This window comes from Ruegeria sp. YTSA075, assembly GCF_059610245.1.
Map to the genome: position 1 here is coordinate 118,370 of NZ_JBXWNG010000003.1, position 16,837 is coordinate 135,206.

Below are 16,837 nucleotides of genomic sequence, written 5' to 3' on the forward strand. Positions count from 1 at the left end.
GTCTTTCACGCCGTTCTGTGACCCTCAGGTCGCGTCCGGTGTGATGACCAACTTGCCCAGCACAGAACGATCCGCCAGAAGCTTCAAAGCATCGGCAGCCTGATTGAGGGGGAACTGCACGCTGATGCGGGGTTTGATTTGACCCTTTCCGTAGAGCGCAAATAGCTCTGCAACATTCTGCGCATGACCTTGGGGGTCACGGAACACCGACGCGCCCCAAAAGACGCCAACGATCTGGCAGCCTTTGAGCAGAGGTAGGTTCAGCGGAAGGTTGGGGATACCGGCAGGGAACCCCACCACCAGAAAACGCCCGTTCCACGCCATACTGCGCAACGCGGGTTCGGCAAACGGCCCGCCGACGGCGTCATAAACAACATCCACGCCATTGGGACCAGCCAGCGTTTTGATCTGGCCCGAGAACGCCTTTTGGGCGTCTTTATCCATCTCGCTCGGATAGATGATCGTCTCATCTGCACCAATCTGTTTGCAAAATGCGGCCTTTTCGTCGGATGACACAGCGGCGATCACCCGCGCACCCATAGCTTTGCCCAGCTCAATCGCTGCCGAGCCGACACCACCTGCTGCACCGAGGATCAACAAGGTTTCACCGGCTTGAAGCGATGCCCGGTCCTTGAGCGCGTGATACGAGGTGCCATAGGTGAAAATGAAACAGGCCGCGTCCTCATAGGGCATGTCGTCCGGGAACTTGATGGCAGACGCGGCCATGAACGTCAGATGGGTTGCAAACCCTCCATGACCCGTCAGCGCCAGAACCCGATCACCTGGTTCAAACCCTGTTACGCCCTCACCGATGGCCAGAACCTCTCCGGCGATTTCTCCGCCGGGGGCAAAGGGACGCGGTGGTTTCATCTGATAGAGGTCACGAATGATCAGCGTGTCCGGAAAATTCACCCCGGCTGCTTTCACGGCGATCAACAGCTCGCCCTTGCCAGGCGATGGATCGGGCAGGGTGGTCAGTTCCAAAGTCTCTGGCCCGCCGGGGGCGACGCTGAGTAATGCTTGCATGTTGACCCTGTTGTCCCTGTTATTCCGGTATCGGAAACTTTTGAGGCTGGGGTATGTATTGTCAACGGCCACCTCTGGTTCCCGTCACGGCAACCGCCACCACGTGTAAGTGAGGAGACACGCATGACCCCCGAAACTCTTTTTTCACTTCAGGGTAAAACCGCGCTGGTCACAGGCGGGGCCACTGGAATTGGCCGCATGGCTGCCGAAGCACTGGTGCGGGCTGGGGCCCATGTGATGATCGCCTCACGCAAAGGCGACGCCTGCGCCGCTGTCGCCGAAGAACTCAACGCGATGGATGCGCCGGGAAGCGCGGTAGGGTTTTCGGGCGACCTGGGCAGCAAGGAGGGGATTGAGGCGCTTGTTTCTGACATCAACGCGCGGACCGAGACACTTGATATTCTTATGAATAATTCTGGTGTCAGCTGGGGGGCGCCGATGGGGCAATTCCCCTATGAGGCTTGGGATAAAGTGATGTCAGTCAACGTGACGGGCATCTTTGAGTTGACGCAGAGACTACTGCCGTTGCTGATGAAGTCTGGAACGGCCGAAGACCCAGCACGGGTCATCAACGTTGGCTCGGTGATGGGTGAGGTTCCTATGGGCGATGGCGCTTACAGCTATTCCGCCTCGAAGGCAGCCGTGCTGCATCTGACCAAAATCCTGGCCAAAGAACTGTCACCCTATCATGTCACCGTCAACGCACTGGCGCCCGGACCGTTTGTGTCTAAGATGACCGCTTTTGCAACCGCGGATGAAGATACGCGCGACAGGGTCGGTAAATCGGTGCCTTTGGGGCGTGTGGGCCGCGATGAGGATATTGCAGGCTGTATGCTGTTCCTCTGCGGTCGCGGCGGTGGCTATGTGACGGGGGCAGTCATTCCGGTGTCGGGCGGTATAAACGTGGTAACCGCTCCGAACATCTTTGCCGAAGCCCTTTAGGTAAGGGGCGGACATGACACCCAACACAGATTTGAACCTGGCTGCGATAGACACCTACCTGTCAGCGCATCTGAAAGGCTATAGCGGCCCGCTTGAAGCTGAGAAATTTGCGATCGGGCAATCCAACCCGACCTATGAACTGCGCACGCCTACAAGGTCTTATGTGCTGCGTCGCAAACCGCCCGGGGTGCTTCTGAAATCAGCCCACGCCGTAGATCGCGAATTTCGCGTGCAAAGTGCCTTGGCCGACAGCCCGGTACCGGTGCCCAAGATGCTGGCGCTGTGCGAGGACGAAACCGTCATAGGTTCAGCCTTTTATGTCATGGAGCATCTTAAAGGTCGGGTCTTCCTGCAACCCACAATGGAAGGTGAAAGCAACGCGATCCGCAGCGCTGTTCTGGACGAAATGAACCGCGTTCTGGCAGAGCTTCATATGGTGGATATCGATGCCGCAGGCCTGTCTGACTACGGGCCAACCGGCAATTACTTTGAGCGCCAGATATCCCGATGGACCAAGCAGTATCGCGCCTCTGAAACCACTGATATTGCTGATATGAACGCGCTTATCGAAGCGCTCGCCTCTGCGATCCCTGATGATGACGGGCAGCGCACGCTTGTGCATGGGGACTACCGCATCGACAACCTAATGTTTGCTGCAGATGGGACCAGCTGTATCGGCGTTCTGGATTGGGAATTGTCCACAATCGGCCACCCTTATGCCGATCTGGCCGCAGTGATCATGCAATGGCAGATGCCACCGGGCAAAGAGGGGCGCGGGCTGGCCGGTATTGATCGGGACCAACTGGGTCTACCCAGCGACGCGGACTTTGTTGCGCAGTATTGTGCCCGTCGTGGATTGCCGGGGATTGATAACTTCGGTTTCTATCTGGCGTTTAACTTCTTCCGAATGGCCGGGATTCTACAGGGTGTGTACAAACGCGCGCTGGACGGAAACGCCTCAGATCCGAAACGCGCCCAAGCATTCGGGGCATACGTTCCCGTTTTTGCGCAGCATGGCTTGGCTGCACTTAAACAAGATTAATATATCGCGATAGAGCTTAGCTTTAGATCACTTATGTAGTGTCAGCTCCAGATCCAGATTGCCCAGACTGTTCTTTCCAAAGAACATCTCAGACCCTGTAAACATGCTAGGCACGCCAAAGACGCCGCGCCTGACCATGGCTTTGGTTTGTTCTTTTAGCAGCTGCTTGGTTTCCGGAGCGGCAATCGCCTCGCGGATTTTACGAACGGGCAGTTCTGCTTCACGCAGAATGTCGGTCAATACGCCAAGCTCCTCGATCTTCTGACCATGCACCCAGATCGCATCAAAAACGGCATTTATATATTTGTTTTCCCAAGATTTCCCCGATGCATAATATGCGCCGCGCATCGCGAATTTGCTATTGATCGGGAAATGCGGACTCATGTGGAAACTCACACCACGCCGCCGGGCAAAGCGGTGCAGATCGTGGGTCAAATAGGCCGTTTTTTGACGATTTTCGGAAAACGCCTCGAACGGGCTCTGGTTGTTGGTAGATTTGAACACACCGGACAACAGCACCGGGATTGGGTTGATCTTCGCCTTGTGCTTTTTGGCAAGTTCCGGCAGCATCTTATATGCAAGAAACGCGTTTGGGCTGCTGAAATCGTAAACGAAATCTATAGTTTGCGCCATGTTGATACTCCAATCCGGGGTGTCAGCAGATTTTAGAACCGGCACGCAACGAATCCGCGACAAGGGTCGTTTTTCAGTGGCAACAATCGCGTATGGCTTTGGTAAAGCAAAGCGTATTTTTCTGACATAAGCAGGATCAGGCAGGTTCTATGACACAATCCACTGCAAGTTTTGATCATGATCGGCTGAACCGCATACGTGTCTGGATGGAACGCTATGTCACCCAGCGCAGATATGCCGGAAGCGCCTTTCTGCTACATCACCAAGGCGCCGAGGTGTTTTTTCATGTCTGTGGTCAGCGCAGCGTTGAAAACAACCTGCCATTCCAACGCGATACTCTGGCGCGGATTTATTCGATGACTAAGCCCATAACCTCGGTCGGGTTGATGATGCTGGTCGAACAGGGTTTGATCCACCTTGATGCGCCGTTATCTGAATTTATACCTGAATTCAATGATATACAGGCCCTTGTTCCCGGTGCCACCCGTCTGGATCAAACCGAAACAGCAACCAGTCCGACGCTGCATCACCTGCTGACGCATACAAGCGGTCTGAGCTACCCGTTCAATCCCGGCCTTTTGCCTGAGGCTATGGAACAGCAGGATTTGCTGTTCAAACCCAATCAGGGCCCGTTGGCGGATCGGATCCATGATTTGGCGTGCTTGCCACTGGCGTTTCAACCCGGTGCGCGCTGGGAGTATTCCGTCAGCATCGACGTTCTGGGGCGCGTGATCGAAATTGTCTCGGGCCAAGCGTTGGATCAATATTTCGACCAGCAGATCTTTACGCCTCTGGGCATGTGGGAAACCGGTTTTTTCGTGTCCAAAGGGGCAGGGGATCGTTTTGCGTCGCTTTATTCCCCCTTGTCGGGTGATGCGATGGCGCTGAACTCAGCCGAACGGGGCAGAGAAACACTGCGACTGATAGATGAGGCCGGGTCATCCCCTTTTGAAAACACCTCGACTTTCTCGGGTGGTGGCGGATTGATAAGCACCATTGATGATTATGCCAAATTCGTCGAAATGCTGCGCAATCGAGGTATAGCGAATGGGCAACGCATTCTGGGACCCAAAACCGTAGATTTCATGCTTTGCAACCACTTATCCGGCGATATTGCATCGATGGGTCCCCGCAGTTTTGCCGAACAACCGATGGAGGGTATGGGCTTTGGCCTCGGTGGATCCGTGGTTCTGAACCCAGCAAGGATGCGCGTGCCCGGTTCAGTTGGCGATTTCAGTTGGGGCGGCATGGCCTCAACTTATTTCTGGCTGGATCGAGAAAACGAACTGAGCGGTATCTTTTTTACTCAGTTGTCGCCTTCCAGTTCTTACCCGTCACGAGCCGAGTTAAAGGCGCTTGTGCTAGGCGCGATGATTGATTGATCCGAACGCGACTGATAGGCGGATATCTGTCACACTCAGAGAGCAGAACATGACCGAAGCAGAACGCATTCTTCTTGATCTTTTGGATGTTGAACGTCTGGAAGTTGATCTGTTCCGGGGCACCGGGTCCGGTGGTGAAACCCCAACGCGTATCTTCGGCGGGCAAGTGATCGCGCAGGCACTGGCTGCGGCCTATAGAACAGTCGAAGATCGGCTGTGTCATTCGCTACACGCCTATTTCATCCGCCCGGGCGATCCTTCGATACCCGTTATATATCAGGTGGATAGAGCGAGAGATGGAAGTTCGTTCACGACCCGCCGTGTGGTCGCAATTCAGCATGGAAAACAGATATTGAACATGTCCGCCTCGTTCCATGTTCAGGATGAAGGCTGGGCGCATCAACATCCGATGCCGGATCTGGATGCGCCCGAAAGCTACCCGGCCCGATCCGATCTACGACATCAATATCTGGAGCGTGTTCCTGAGAAATTGCGCGGCGAATTATTGCGCGAACGTCCCATCGAGGTACGTGAGGTGGATCATCTTGATCCGTTCAACCCCGTGGCCGCTGACGACCGCAATCAAATCTGGTTCCGGATGGGGGCCGCGGAAACTGCAGACACACGCACTCAGCACCTGTTGTTGGCATATGCCTCGGATATGAGCTTGCTGAGTTCTGGCATGCGTCCACACGGGCTCAGCTGGTTCACCGGTCAGGTCAACGGTGCGAGCCTGGACCATGCGTTATGGTTTCATGCGCCGGTGCAGTTCGACAATTGGCATCTTTATGCGATGGATTCGCCGTGGACAGGGCAGGGACGGTCTTTCAATCGGGGCTCCATCTACACACAGGACGGAGTTCTGGTCGCGTCTGTTGCTCAAGAAGGCCTGATGCGCAAACCGAAGATTTAAGAATCCTCCACAAAGGTTTGATTTAGCTTACGCATTCCACCTAACCAGCGATCATAATCTGCCGTTTTGTGTCGCATATAGTCCAGCACCTGCGGGTGCGGGAGAATAAGAAACTGCTCAGCCCGAATGGCCTCAACGCAGGCGTCTGCAACGTCCTCGGGTTCGAGCATTCCATCGATGGAAGCAACCGATGTTTCGTGTCCGCGTGTCATCTCGGACCGAACGGCTTGAGGACATAACGCAGACACACGCAAGCCTTTGTGGCCGTAGGTCAGCGACAACCATTCGGCAAATCCGACAGCTGCGTGCTTCGTGACGCCATAAGGCGCAGCGCCTGGCTGGTTCAGTAGTCCTGCAGCAGATGCGGTGATCAGCATGTAACCCTGACCACGCTCAAGCATTTTGGGCACAAGATGGCGTGCAGCCCAGACATGAGACATCACGTTAATGTCCCAGATGCGATTCCAATCTTCATCTGGCACATCCAGACCGCCAAGCGTCAGTATTCCGGCATTGGCGCAAAACAGATCAATGGGCGCGATCTCCGCTTCAACATGGTCGATCAACGCCTTGATCTGAGCTTCGCTGGACACATCACAGGGATAGGCGTGACCACCGATGTGAGCGGCCAGCTCTTGCGCGGCCTCAAAGTCGATATCTGAACAGACAACTGTGGCACCATCGTTGGCAAAGCGTTCCGCCAGACCTTTGCCAATTCCACTAGCAGCGCCAGTGATGACGACTGTTCTTTCTTTCAGTTCCATTTAACGGTTCCGAGGTTGGTGAGGTTGGTATGGTAAGTCGTTGTCTTCAAGTGTCACGTCGCATCTATTATTTACCATAATACCAATTATGCGAATTATATTTCGGTCATCTGGGCTACCTGCCAACCGCATGGTAGCCCAATTTCAAGCGTTTTCAGTAGAAAGCTTGCAGCCCAGTTTGCGCGCGTCCAAGGATCAGCGCATGGACATCATGTGTGCCCTCATACGTGTTCACTGTTTCCAAGTTGACCATGTGCCGGATCACGTGGAATTCCAGTGAGATACCGTTGCCGCCATGCATGTCACGGGCCATTCGCGAAATGTCGAGCGCTTTGCCGCAGTTATTGCGTTTGACGATCGAGATCATCTCGGGCGCAGCCTCGGCCTGATCCAACAAACGCCCAACACGCAGGCTGGCTTGCAGACCCAAGGCGATTTCGGTTTGCATATCGGCCAGTTTACGCTGAAACAGCTGAGTTTGCGCCAAAGGTTTGTCAAACTGCTTGCGGTCCAGACCGTATTGCAATGCCGCATGCCAGCAGCTTTCTGCAGCCCCCATGACGCCCCAGCTGATGCCATAGCGTGCGCGGTTCAAACAGCCAAACGGACCTTTCAAACCCTGAACATTCGGCAGCAAGGCGCCCTCGCCTACTTCGACGCCGTCCATCACGATCTCGCCGGTGACGGACGCACGCAGGCTCAGTTTGTTTTCGATCTTCGGCGCGCTGAGACCTTTGAGGCCTTTGTCCAGAACAAAGCCGCGGATCTTACCGTCATGGGCGTCAGATTTGGCCCAGACGACAAACACATCCGCAATCGGAGCGTTGGATATCCACATCTTACTACCGGTCAATCGGTAGCCGCCGTCGATCTTCTCGGCCCGTGTTTTCATGCCAGCCGGGTCCGACCCTGCATCCGGTTCGGTCAGGCCAAAGCAGCCGATCCATTCACCCGAGGCCAGTTTCGGCAGGTATTTCCGGCGCTGATCTTCGCTGCCATAGGCGTAAATAGGATACATGACCAAAGAGCTTTGCACCGACATCATCGAACGATAGCCAGAATCCACACGCTCAATCTCGCGCGCGACCAGACCGTACGAGACATAGTTGCCACCCAGACCGCCATATTCTTCGGGAATGGTTGTGCCCAGCAGGCCCATTTCCCCCATTTCACGGAAAATCTCGGGGTCAGTTTCTTCGTTCTGATAGGCTTGGGTCACACGCGGTTGCAGCTTCTCCTGCGCATAGGCGCGTGCGCTGTCGGTGATCATCCGTTCGTCTTCGTGCAACTGGTCGGTCAGGCGAAACGGATCCTCCCACGAAAATTTACCTAAATCGGGGGCATCTTTTGCCCGCAAGGTCGGTTTCGTCTGAGGCGCGTTCATTGTGCTTCTCCGTTGGATCAATTTTGCCGAACCCTAGCGCGGGTCTGACGCAAACAACAACAGGAGTTTGGCACATTGTGACAATCAGAGGTAAAGCGGCGTGAACGACCCAGCGCCCCTGCCCTTGGCTTCAGCCCAAGGCGTATCCGGCGCCACGCACGGTGCGCACCGGGTCTTCGCCCCCATGCTGTGTCAGCGCCTTGCGTAGACGTCCGATATGCACGTCGACGGTGCGCGTATCGACATAGATATCGCGACCCCAGACCCGATCCAGCAGCTGTTCACGGCTCCAGACACGACCAGGCTTTTCCATGAAAGTGCTCAGCAGGCGGAATTCGGTCGGACCCAGTTTCAACGGTTTGCTGTCACGGCTGACTTTATGCGTTTCCGAGTCCAGAATGATATCGTCAAACTCCAACAGAATCCCGACCGTTGCCGGACGTACACGGCGCAGTTGGGTGCGCACACGCGCCATCAGTTCCACGACCGAATACGGCTTGACCACATAGTCATCCGCGCCTGTTTCCAGCCCGCGCACCTTGTCCACCTCTTCCGAGCGGGCCGACAGCATGATGATCGGGATCGAACGGGTGTCGGGCCGCGTTTTCAACCGCCGGCAAACCTCGATCCCGCTGAGATTGGGCATCATCCAATCCAGCACGATGATATCCGGGCAATCTTCGTCGACCAGCAACAGTGCTTCGTCGCCGCTGGCCGCTTTGGACACCCGAAACCCTTCGGCCTCAAGATTATACGCCAGCACTTCACGCTGGGCCAATTCATCCTCGACAACCAGGACAGTTGGTTGATCTGCGGACATGGTCTGCGTCTCCTAAACGGTTTGCGAGGTGTTGTCGGCCTTGGGCCGCGCATCCGCCGGACGTTCTCCCGTAACCAAATATACCACTTGCTCGGCGATAGCCGTTACGTGATCGCCCATGCGTTCGATATTCTTGGCGATGAAATGCAGGTGCATACAGGCCGAGATGTTGCGCGGGTCTTCGGCCATGAAGGTCAGGAACTCGCGGAACAGACCGTTATACATCTGGTCAACCTCTTCATCGCGTTCGATCACGTCTTTGGCCAGTTCATGGTCCCGCTGGATATAAGCGTCTAGCGCATCACGCAGCATCACTTCAACTTCGCGCGCCATGCGACGTAGGGCTGCGGCGCTGCCGTTGATTTCACCGGAATTGACCAGAACTGTGGTGCGTTTGGCAATATTCTTCGAATAGTCACCAATCCGCTCAAGGTTGGCCGATACTTTAAGAACCGACAGGACAAGGCGAAGATCGCTTGCTGTTGGCGCGCGCAGCGCGATCAGACGCGCTGTCTCTTCGTTGATCACTTCTTCCAGCGCGTCGATGGCTTTGTCGCCCTGTCGGACTTCTTGTGCCAATTCCTCATCACGGGATTCCAGTGACCGTGCAGCACCCATGATGGCGGCTTCTACCAGCCCGCCCATCTTCATGATGTGCGCCTGAATCGCCTCGAGATCGCGGTCAAAAACGGATGCAATATGTTGTTCGTTCATATCGGTCATATCTGAATACCTGTGCTCAGCCGATGCGGCCGGTGATGTAGCTTTCCGTGCGCGGATCTACGGGGTTGGTAAAGATCGTTCCGGTTTCGCCGAACTCGACCAGATTGCCGAGATGGAAGAAGGCGGTTTTCTGGCTGACCCGTGCGGCCTGCTGCATCGAGTGGGTCACAATGACCACCGAATATTGCGCGCGCAGCTCGTCAATCAGTTCCTCGACCTGGGCCGTGGCAATCGGGTCCAGTGCCGAGCATGGCTCGTCCATCAGCAGAACCTCGGGTTCTGTTGCAACGGCACGCGCGATGCACAAGCGCTGCTGCTGACCACCTGACAGGCCGGTGCCGGGGGAATCCAGGCGATCCTTGACCTCATTCCAGATCGCCCCGCGACGCAAGGACTTCTCAACGATCTCATCCAGTTCAGCCTTATTCTTGGCCAAACCATGAATGCGCGGGCCGTAAGCCACGTTATCATAGATCGATTTCGGGAACGGGTTCGGTTTTTGGAACACCATACCGACCTTTGCACGCAGCTGCACAGGGTCAACACGCTTGTCATAGATGTCTTCGCCGTCCAGCTTAAAGCTACCTTCTATCCGTGCGACATCAATTGTGTCGTTCATCCTGTTCAAACAGCGCAGGAATGTAGATTTACCGCAGCCCGACGGACCGATGAAAGCCGTGACAGTCTTATCTTCGATATCGACATTCACATCTTTGATCGCGTGGGTGTCACCGTAAAAGACCTGGCAGTCCCGGCATTCCAGCTTGATTTCATTGGTATCCACTTGTCTCTCCACTCGTGACATGTCGTTCATGGGTCTGCCCTTTTTACCAGCGGCGTTCAAAGCGGCGGCGCAGAATGATTGCGATGATGTTCATAGTCAGCAGGAAAATCAAAAGGATGATAATCCCGCCCCAGGCTTTTTCATAGAAGCCAACATCCGCGCGCGCGGCCCAGGTGTAGATTTGGGCAGGCATGGCCGAGTTCGGCTCGGTAAACCCGGCGATGAAGCCATCCGGGTAGCCACGGGCCACAAAGCCCACCATTCCGATCAGCAGCAGCGGTGCGGTTTCACCAAGCGCCTGCGCCAGACCGATGATGGTTCCGGTCAGGATACCAGGTGCGGCCAGCGGCAGAACATGATGGAATACGGCCTGCATTTTCGACGCCCCTACCCCAAGTGCGGCATCACGGATCGACGGCGGAACCGCCTTCAGCGACGCGCGGGTCGAAATGATGATGGTTGGCAGGGTCATCAGCGTCAGCACCAGACCACCGACCAAAGGTGCCGATTGCGGCAGGTGCATGAATTGGATGAAGACGGCCAGACCAAGGATACCAAACACGATCGATGGAACCGCGGCCAGGTTCGAGATGTTCACCTCGATCAGGTCCGTAAACTTGTTCTGTGGCGCGAATTCTTCCAGATAGATCGACGCGGCCACACCAATGGGCAACGACAGGCCCAGCACAACCAGCATCATGAAGAATGATCCCACGACAGAGGCACCGATTCCAGCACCGCCGGGGTTGTCCACGCCCGAGTCGGCCCCGGTAATGAAAGGCCAGTTGAAAACCTGCTTTATGATACCAGCTTGCTCAAGCGCATCGACCAGATCCAGGTCGCTCTTCTGCAGGAAACGGCTGTCCTGAATACTGTCACGTGACACTCGGCCCTTATAGTATCCATCAACCCGACTGGAGGCAGCCAGATCAAATTCGATAGGCTCGTCCAACTTGTCCGGATTTGCAGCATAGTACGTCCGGATTGTTCCGCCGACCTTGCCCAACAGACGCTCAATAGCGGCCTCGTCGAAATCGACCTCGAAGCCGCTTTCATCAAGTTCTTTGTTCAAGGCTGAAATGAACAGATCCGAATAGGCTTTGGTCTTGAACAGCGTGCCTTCGGCCTCTTCCTGCTCTTGCTGGGTCAGGGTAAAATCAACGCTGACAACAGTCCGGGTGAAGGCCGGAATGCCCTCGGACAGGATCGAGGCAAACAAGACGATCAGAAAGAACAGGCCTGTTGCAATCGCAGCTATGCCATAGGCACGGAAGCGTTTTTCTGCCTTGGCCCGTTTACGGGTCCGGGCGTCAGATGCAGTCAGTGAGACAGAGTGGCCACCCGTTTCAGGGGTTTGCATGCTTGCGTCGGTCATTCGTACTGCTCCCGGTACTTACGCACAATGTAAAGGGCAAAAACGTTCAGGCACAGCGTGACAACGAAGAGTGTCATGCCAAGCGCAAAGGCAACAAGGGCTTCGGGCGAGGCAAAATCAGCGTCACCGGTCAACTGGCTGACGATTTTTGCAGTCACTGTTGTCATGGCTTCAAAGGGGTTGAGGCTAAGCCTTGCAGCGGCCCCTGCCCCCAGAACCACGATCATTGTCTCACCTATGGCGCGCGAAGCGGCCAGCAGGATCGCACCTACGATGCCGGGTAAGGCGGCGGGCAAAACCACCTGACGGATGGTTTCAGACTGGTTTGCTCCCAATCCGTAGGACCCATCGCGCATCGCCTGTGGCACAGCGTTGATGATATCGTCGGACAGGGAGGAGACAAACGGGATCAACATGATGCCCATGACCAGACCAGCGGTCATCACCGCAGTACCAGCTTTCATCCAGCCCAGACCGCCATCTCCGAACACGCCTAACAACATCGGCCCCACAGTGAGCAAGGCGAACAGACCGTAAACGATGGTCGGGATACCGGCCAGCACTTCGAGCAGCGGCTTTGCGAAGGCGCGAACCGCCGGGGATGCATATTCGCTTAGATAGATCGCGGCAAACAGACCGATTGGCACTGCAACCAGCAGCGCAACAATCGAAATATAGAGTGTACCCCAAAGCAACGGGATAATGCCAAGATCAGATGCGCCACCGCGACCGGAAAAGCTGGGCGACCATGTCAGGCCAAAGAAAAAGTCAGAAGCGGGGTAAAGCCGGAAGAACTCCCAAGTGTTAAACACCAGCGAGAGCACGATACCGACAGTAGTCAGAATGGCGATTGACGCCGCGCCCAGCAGCATCATCCGGACACCCTGTTCGACGACGTTGCGCGCTCGATAATCGGCATTGGTTTGCAGCCAGCTGACTGCGGCGCCAACCAACGCGACAAGGATTACGGCAATCGACATAATCCGATAGCCGGTTGAATTCATGATGCGGTAGCTCTGCGCGCCGCGTAGGATCGGTTGTGTGATGTTCGAAGTCACAACCTGTCCGGCGTCTTTCAGACGCTGTGTCATGTCCGTGAATTCGGCTCGGGCGTTCCTGGCAGTTTCCTCGGTCATCGCGCCTTGGGCAACAGCATTATCCAGCCCGGTCGCAGCACGTCGCACCTCGGCCAGCAGCAGCCCGCGCGATGATCCTTCTTTGATCGCACTATCAGGCATCATACTTGAAACCTGAGAATTCACATAAAGCGGTTGAACAAGCAGCCAGATCACCAGCAATCCAAAGGCAGGAACGATTGCCTTCAGCGCAACATTCGCGCCATAAAATGTGGGAAGGGAGTGCAGGTTTCGGATATCGCCGCCGGCGCTGGAAAGTGCACGGGATCGGCCCAGCACATATCCGACCACAGCGATCGCAACAACGATCAAGAAAAGCCAAAGTATCGGCATAACACCCCCACTGGTCCGATTGGGAATTCAAAAAAAGAAGCGAGGGGGCGACGACTACGGCCGCCCCCGGCATTTAGACCAATGTCAGGCTTAGCTGCCCGAACCCATGGTGACTTCGTTGGCGATTGCGTCCTGAGTTTTTGCCAGCTCAGGGTCAGCAACCAGACCGTAGTTTGCCAGAGGGCCCGAACCGCCAGCGATTTCGTCAGCGACGAAGAACTGAGCGTATTCTTTCAGGCCAGGGATCACGCCGATATGCGCTTTCTTCACGTAGAAGAACAGCGGACGCGACACAGGGTATTCACCGGTCGAGATGGTCTCGGTCGACGGCGCGATACCCGACATGGTCGCAACTTTCAGCTTGTCGGTGTTGTTTTCGTAGAACGCCAGACCAAAGATGCCGATGCCGTTCGGGTTGGTGTCGATACGGGCCAGGGTCTCGGTGTAGTCACCGTCGATGTCGACCGATTTGCCATCTGTACGAACGTCCAGGCATGCATCTTCTGCGTCATCTTCGCTCATGCCGCCAGCGATCATCGCTTCCATGGCGCCAGTTGCTTCACAGCCGATCAGCAGAACTTTTTCCTCGAACACTTCACGTGTGCCGTGCTTGGTGCCGGGGATGAAGGCTGCGATTTCAACATCAGGCAGATCGCCATTGAATTCGGCCCAGGAGTTGTAAGAGTTGTCAACGATCTCGCCGTCTTTCAGAACCTTCGAACCCAGAGCGTTGAAGATGTCTGCAGGCTCGAACGCGGTGAATGCAGGGCCAGACTGCTGGCTTGCAAAGACGATGCCGTCATAACCGATGCGGACTTCCATGATGTCGGTCACGCCGTTTTCGGCACAGGCTTTGATCTCTTTTTCGCGGATCGCACGCGATGCGTTTGCAACGTCGATGGTGTTTTCGCCAACGCCTTCGCAGAAGCGCTTGAGGCCAGCTGACGAACCACCCGATTCAACAACGGGTGTTGGGAAGTCGGTGTTTTCACCAAACAGTTCAGCAACGATCGACGCGTAAGGCAGAACGGTCGAAGAACCGGCAACCTGAACGTTGTCACGTGCGGCAGCAGCAGTTGCCGAAACAGCAGCGATCGCCAGCGCGGAAGCCGACAGTTTTACAAAGGACATTACAGTCTCCCTGAAAAGGATTAGCTGATCACCCCCATGATGATCTTGCGCGAACCCCTATGGGTCCTGCGTAAGGCTTTTGTGACAAGTATGTAACGCTTTTATGACGGCAGGAATTTTATTTGAAATTCACTTCGTGCCGCCGAATGTAATAAGCCTTAGGTTGCATTGGCCCAATATCTAAACCACCTAAGCGCTATCTCGGCAGAATAACGGTGAAGACCGACCCTTTGCCCAGATCGCTTTCAACCCGCAGACGTCCCCGATGGCGGTTAACGATATGTTTCACAATCGCCAGACCCAGACCGGTTCCGCCCAATTGCCGCGAGCGGTGACTGTCGGCGCGATAGAAACGCTCTGTAAGTCGCGGCAGGTGCACCGAATCGATTCCGGGCCCTTTGTCCACGATCTGAACCCGCACGGCAGGACCACGCACTGCTGTATCACGTTCAGAAGGTGCGATCCGCACCTCAACACTGCCACCGCTGCCGCCGTATTTGATCGCGTTTTCGACCAGATTGGTGAAGACTTGACGCAATTGATCACTGTCCCCGGTGATGGAGACCGGGTCATCAGGCGCGGTCAAGGAGAGCACAACTCCCGCATCTTCAGCCAAGGGTTTCAGAGAATTAAGCGTCGATTCCAGCAAGCCATTCAACTCCAGCTGCTCTTTCGGGCGCACCCGTTCTTCGCTTTCAACACGGTTGAGTGATAAGAGATCACCAACCAGACGGTTCATCCGGTTCGCTTCATCCGTCATAATCTGCAAAAACCGATCCCTTGCCGCGGCATCCTCACGTGCCGGGCCGCGCAGGGTTTCGATGAATCCCATCAACGCGGTCAACGGCGTGCGCAATTCATGGCTGACATTGGCGACGAAATCACGCCGCATCTGAGAGGCCTGTTCCAGATGCGTAATGTCTTGAAACACCGCAAGAACAGCGCCCCCGGACACCGCGCCAATCCCGTTCATATAGCGGCACTGCATCTCGAATGTCGTGTCCTGGGCGCCATCGTTTGACAGATGTCGGGTCTTGCGCGGGCCTTTGCTGCGCAGGCTTTGCTCCATCGCGTCGATCACCTGCGGCTGGCGCAATATCGTTGCAAAATGACGGCCCAGCATGTTCTGGCCCAAAAGCGTGCGCGCATCAGTATTGGCGGCGATGATACGTTCGGTCTGATCAACCATCAGCGCCGGCATCGGAATGGCCGACACTATTTCCGCAAGTAAATCCTCTGACATCGTCTGTAACCTTATTCGCTTCGGCCTGTTAGGACACGGGCGTTAAAGTTTCACGAAACCTGCGCATATTTTCCTGATAGTATTGTGCGCTGAATGTGATCCGCTGCGCGGCAGAGTTGTCCAGTTGGCGCACGACCTTGCCAGGCGATCCCATCACCAGAGAATTATCCGGTATCTCTTTGTTTTCAGTGATCAAAGCCCCTGCCCCGATCAGGCAGTTCTTGCCGATCTTTGCCCCGTTCAGAACAATCGCGCCCATACCGATCAAGGTGTTTTCGTCTATGGTACACCCGTGCAGCATGACCTTGTGGCCAATGGTGCAGTTCGCCCCAATGGTTAAGGGAAAGCCCGCATCGATATGCATCACACAGTTTTCCTGCACATTGCTGCCTGCACCCACGCGAATTTCTTCGTGGTCCGCGCGGATCGTGCAGCCAAACCAGACCGATGCGCCCTGCTCCAGCACCACTTTGCCGATTAGATTGGCATCCGGCGCAACCCATGTATCTTCGTGAATCTCGGGGGCGTCGTTGCCTAAAGCATAGATTGGCATCACAGGGCCTCGAATTCATTTTGCAGTTTGCGCACGTGGTCTTGCAGCCTGGGTTGCTGAATACGACGCATGCGTTCGGCGCTGACAATTGTTTTCAGCTTTTCTTCGGTCGCATCCAGATCGTCATTGACCAGAACGTAGTCGTAATAACCCCAATGGCTGATCTCATCCCAGCTTTTGAGCATGCGTTTGGCAATCACGTCCTCACTGTCCTGACCGCGGGTTTCCAGACGGCGACGCAGTTCCTGGATCGAGGGCGGCAGGATGAAGATCGACAAGGCGTGTTTGCCAAGGTCGGAATTGCGAATCTGCACCTCACCCTGCCAGTCAACGTCAAACAGAACATCGCGGCCCGCATCAATCGACTTGCGCACCGGTCCGGCCGGAGAGCCGTAGAAATTCCCAAAGACGTGGGCATGTTCCAGCATCTGGCCATCAGCGACCTGCTGTTTGAATGCGTCTTCCGTCAGGAAGTAGTACTCGCGCCCGTCCTGCTCGCCTGGGCGTGGAGCGCGGGTGGTAGCCGAGATTGAAAATTCCAGCCCCTCATCCCAGGCCATCAGACGCCGTGCCAAGGTGGATTTGCCAGCACCCGAGGGCGAAGACAGGATGATTAGAAGGCCCCGACGATCTGCCATTTCAATATGTTCCAC

The 16,837-nt window shown here is 55.6% G+C and carries 17 protein-coding genes; 4 read left to right on the top strand and 13 right to left on the bottom strand.

Going from position 1 to position 16,837, the window contains the following annotated elements; all coding sequences use genetic code 11:
• Nucleotides 1-24: 24 nt before the first annotated feature.
• Entirely contained in the window at nt 25-1,026 is a 1,002-nt protein-coding gene (locus AC2FGE_RS06605; RefSeq protein WP_496818421.1) for an NADPH:quinone oxidoreductase family protein, read from the bottom strand.
• Nucleotides 1,027-1,149: 123 nt separating this feature from the next.
• Between AC2FGE_RS06605 and AC2FGE_RS06610 the strand changes: the two genes are divergently transcribed.
• Both AC2FGE_RS06610 and AC2FGE_RS06615 read left to right on the top strand, forming a co-directional pair.
• On the top strand, nt 1,150-1,968 hold the full coding sequence (locus tag AC2FGE_RS06610) for an SDR family NAD(P)-dependent oxidoreductase (RefSeq protein ID WP_496818422.1): 819 nt from the start codon (nt 1,150-1,152) through the stop codon (nt 1,966-1,968).
• Nucleotides 1,969-1,981: 13 nt separating this feature from the next.
• Complete coding sequence (locus tag AC2FGE_RS06615) at nt 1,982-3,010, top strand: phosphotransferase family protein (RefSeq protein ID WP_496818423.1); 1,029 nt, start codon at nt 1,982-1,984, stop codon at nt 3,008-3,010.
• Nucleotides 3,011-3,037: 27 nt separating this feature from the next.
• Here the strand turns inward: AC2FGE_RS06615 and AC2FGE_RS06620 are convergent, their stop codons facing one another.
• On the bottom strand, nt 3,038-3,643 hold the full coding sequence (locus AC2FGE_RS06620) for a 2-hydroxychromene-2-carboxylate isomerase (RefSeq protein WP_496818424.1): 606 nt from the start codon (nt 3,641-3,643) through the stop codon (nt 3,038-3,040).
• Nucleotides 3,644-3,792: 149 nt separating this feature from the next.
• Here AC2FGE_RS06620 and AC2FGE_RS06625 point away from each other — a divergent pair, with 149 nt between their 5' ends.
• Entirely contained in the window at nt 3,793-5,025 is a 1,233-nt protein-coding gene (locus tag AC2FGE_RS06625; protein ID WP_496818425.1) for a serine hydrolase domain-containing protein, read from the top strand.
• Nucleotides 5,026-5,074: 49 nt separating this feature from the next.
• Complete coding sequence (locus AC2FGE_RS06630) at nt 5,075-5,938, top strand: acyl-CoA thioesterase (RefSeq protein ID WP_496818427.1); 864 nt, start codon at nt 5,075-5,077, stop codon at nt 5,936-5,938.
• On the opposite strand, the gene AC2FGE_RS06635 is transcribed toward AC2FGE_RS06630, so the two are convergent.
• The 11 genes from AC2FGE_RS06635 to gmk all read right to left on the bottom strand — a co-directional run bounded on the left by AC2FGE_RS06635 (nt 5,935) and on the right by gmk (nt 16,822).
• Entirely contained in the window at nt 5,935-6,702 is a 768-nt protein-coding gene (locus AC2FGE_RS06635) for an SDR family oxidoreductase (protein WP_496818428.1), read from the bottom strand. The two genes, AC2FGE_RS06630 and AC2FGE_RS06635, sit on opposite strands and share 4 nt — an antisense overlap.
• 154 nt (nt 6,703-6,856) lie before the next feature.
• Entirely contained in the window at nt 6,857-8,086 is a 1,230-nt protein-coding gene (locus AC2FGE_RS06640; RefSeq protein ID WP_496818429.1) for an acyl-CoA dehydrogenase, read from the bottom strand.
• Between the two features lie 130 nt (nt 8,087-8,216).
• A complete protein-coding gene (gene phoB, locus AC2FGE_RS06645; protein ID WP_170536733.1) occupies nt 8,217-8,906 on the bottom strand; it encodes a phosphate regulon transcriptional regulator PhoB in 690 nt (229 codons plus the stop codon).
• Nucleotides 8,907-8,918: 12 nt separating this feature from the next.
• Nucleotides 8,919-9,620 (bottom strand): phosphate signaling complex protein PhoU, encoded by a 702-nt coding sequence (gene phoU / locus AC2FGE_RS06650; protein WP_496818772.1) that lies wholly within the window; start codon nt 9,618-9,620, stop codon nt 8,919-8,921.
• A 25-nt stretch (nt 9,621-9,645) separates the two neighbouring features.
• Nucleotides 9,646-10,443, bottom strand: coding sequence for a phosphate ABC transporter ATP-binding protein PstB (pstB, locus tag AC2FGE_RS06655; RefSeq protein ID WP_496818430.1), 798 nt, complete (start codon nt 10,441-10,443; stop codon nt 9,646-9,648).
• Nucleotides 10,444-10,456: 13 nt separating this feature from the next.
• Nucleotides 10,457-11,788: a phosphate ABC transporter permease PstA gene (pstA, locus tag AC2FGE_RS06660; protein ID WP_496818431.1), complete on the bottom strand. Its 1,332-nt coding sequence runs from the start codon at nt 11,786-11,788 to the stop codon at nt 10,457-10,459.
• Nucleotides 11,785-13,257 carry a phosphate ABC transporter permease subunit PstC gene (gene pstC, locus AC2FGE_RS06665; RefSeq protein WP_496818432.1) on the bottom strand — a complete coding sequence of 491 codons (1,473 nt, stop codon included), beginning with the start codon at nt 13,255-13,257 and terminating at the stop codon, nt 11,785-11,787. Before pstC ends, pstA begins: the two co-directional genes overlap by 4 nt.
• Before the next feature lie 90 nt (nt 13,258-13,347).
• Nucleotides 13,348-14,388, bottom strand: a complete 1,041-nt coding sequence (locus AC2FGE_RS06670; protein WP_496818433.1) for a substrate-binding domain-containing protein — start codon at nt 14,386-14,388, stop codon at nt 13,348-13,350.
• A gap of 196 nt (nt 14,389-14,584) precedes the next feature.
• Nucleotides 14,585-15,631, bottom strand: a complete 1,047-nt coding sequence (locus tag AC2FGE_RS06675; RefSeq protein WP_496818434.1) for a sensor histidine kinase — start codon at nt 15,629-15,631, stop codon at nt 14,585-14,587.
• A 28-nt stretch (nt 15,632-15,659) separates the two neighbouring features.
• Entirely contained in the window at nt 15,660-16,184 is a 525-nt protein-coding gene (locus tag AC2FGE_RS06680; RefSeq protein ID WP_496818435.1) for a gamma carbonic anhydrase family protein, read from the bottom strand.
• The gene (gmk, locus tag AC2FGE_RS06685; RefSeq protein WP_496818436.1) at nt 16,184-16,822 is read right to left on the bottom strand and encodes a guanylate kinase; all 639 of its coding nucleotides are present in this window, start codon (nt 16,820-16,822) and stop codon (nt 16,184-16,186) included. The genes AC2FGE_RS06680 and gmk overlap by 1 nt, the downstream gene beginning before the upstream one ends.
• Nucleotides 16,823-16,837 lie beyond the last annotated feature (15 nt).

Excerpts from the sequence above, each read along its gene's own strand:
- AC2FGE_RS06605 (WP_496818421.1), bottom strand. The coding sequence starts at position 1,026 with ATGCAAGCATTACTCAGCGTCGCCCCCGGCGGGCCAGAGACTTTGGAA.
- AC2FGE_RS06610 (WP_496818422.1), top strand. The coding sequence starts at position 1,150 with ATGACCCCCGAAACTCTTTTTTCACTTCAGGGTAAAACCGCGCTGGTC.
- AC2FGE_RS06615 (WP_496818423.1), top strand. The coding sequence starts at position 1,982 with ATGACACCCAACACAGATTTGAACCTGGCTGCGATAGACACCTACCTG.
- AC2FGE_RS06620 (WP_496818424.1), bottom strand. The coding sequence starts at position 3,643 with ATGGCGCAAACTATAGATTTCGTTTACGATTTCAGCAGCCCAAACGCG.
- AC2FGE_RS06625 (WP_496818425.1), top strand. The coding sequence starts at position 3,793 with ATGACACAATCCACTGCAAGTTTTGATCATGATCGGCTGAACCGCATA.
- AC2FGE_RS06630 (WP_496818427.1), top strand. The coding sequence starts at position 5,075 with ATGACCGAAGCAGAACGCATTCTTCTTGATCTTTTGGATGTTGAACGT.
- AC2FGE_RS06635 (WP_496818428.1), bottom strand. The coding sequence starts at position 6,702 with ATGGAACTGAAAGAAAGAACAGTCGTCATCACTGGCGCTGCTAGTGGA.
- AC2FGE_RS06640 (WP_496818429.1), bottom strand. The coding sequence starts at position 8,086 with ATGAACGCGCCTCAGACGAAACCGACCTTGCGGGCAAAAGATGCCCCC.
- phoB (WP_170536733.1), bottom strand. The coding sequence starts at position 8,906 with ATGTCCGCAGATCAACCAACTGTCCTGGTTGTCGAGGATGAATTGGCC.
- phoU (WP_496818772.1), bottom strand. The coding sequence starts at position 9,620 with ATGAACGAACAACATATTGCATCCGTTTTTGACCGCGATCTCGAGGCG.
- pstB (WP_496818430.1), bottom strand. The coding sequence starts at position 10,443 with ATGAACGACATGTCACGAGTGGAGAGACAAGTGGATACCAATGAAATC.
- pstA (WP_496818431.1), bottom strand. The coding sequence starts at position 11,788 with ATGACCGACGCAAGCATGCAAACCCCTGAAACGGGTGGCCACTCTGTC.
- pstC (WP_496818432.1), bottom strand. The coding sequence starts at position 13,257 with ATGCCGATACTTTGGCTTTTCTTGATCGTTGTTGCGATCGCTGTGGTC.
- AC2FGE_RS06670 (WP_496818433.1), bottom strand. The coding sequence starts at position 14,388 with ATGTCCTTTGTAAAACTGTCGGCTTCCGCGCTGGCGATCGCTGCTGTT.
- AC2FGE_RS06675 (WP_496818434.1), bottom strand. The coding sequence starts at position 15,631 with ATGTCAGAGGATTTACTTGCGGAAATAGTGTCGGCCATTCCGATGCCG.
- AC2FGE_RS06680 (WP_496818435.1), bottom strand. The coding sequence starts at position 16,184 with ATGCCAATCTATGCTTTAGGCAACGACGCCCCCGAGATTCACGAAGAT.
- gmk (WP_496818436.1), bottom strand. The coding sequence starts at position 16,822 with ATGGCAGATCGTCGGGGCCTTCTAATCATCCTGTCTTCGCCCTCGGGT.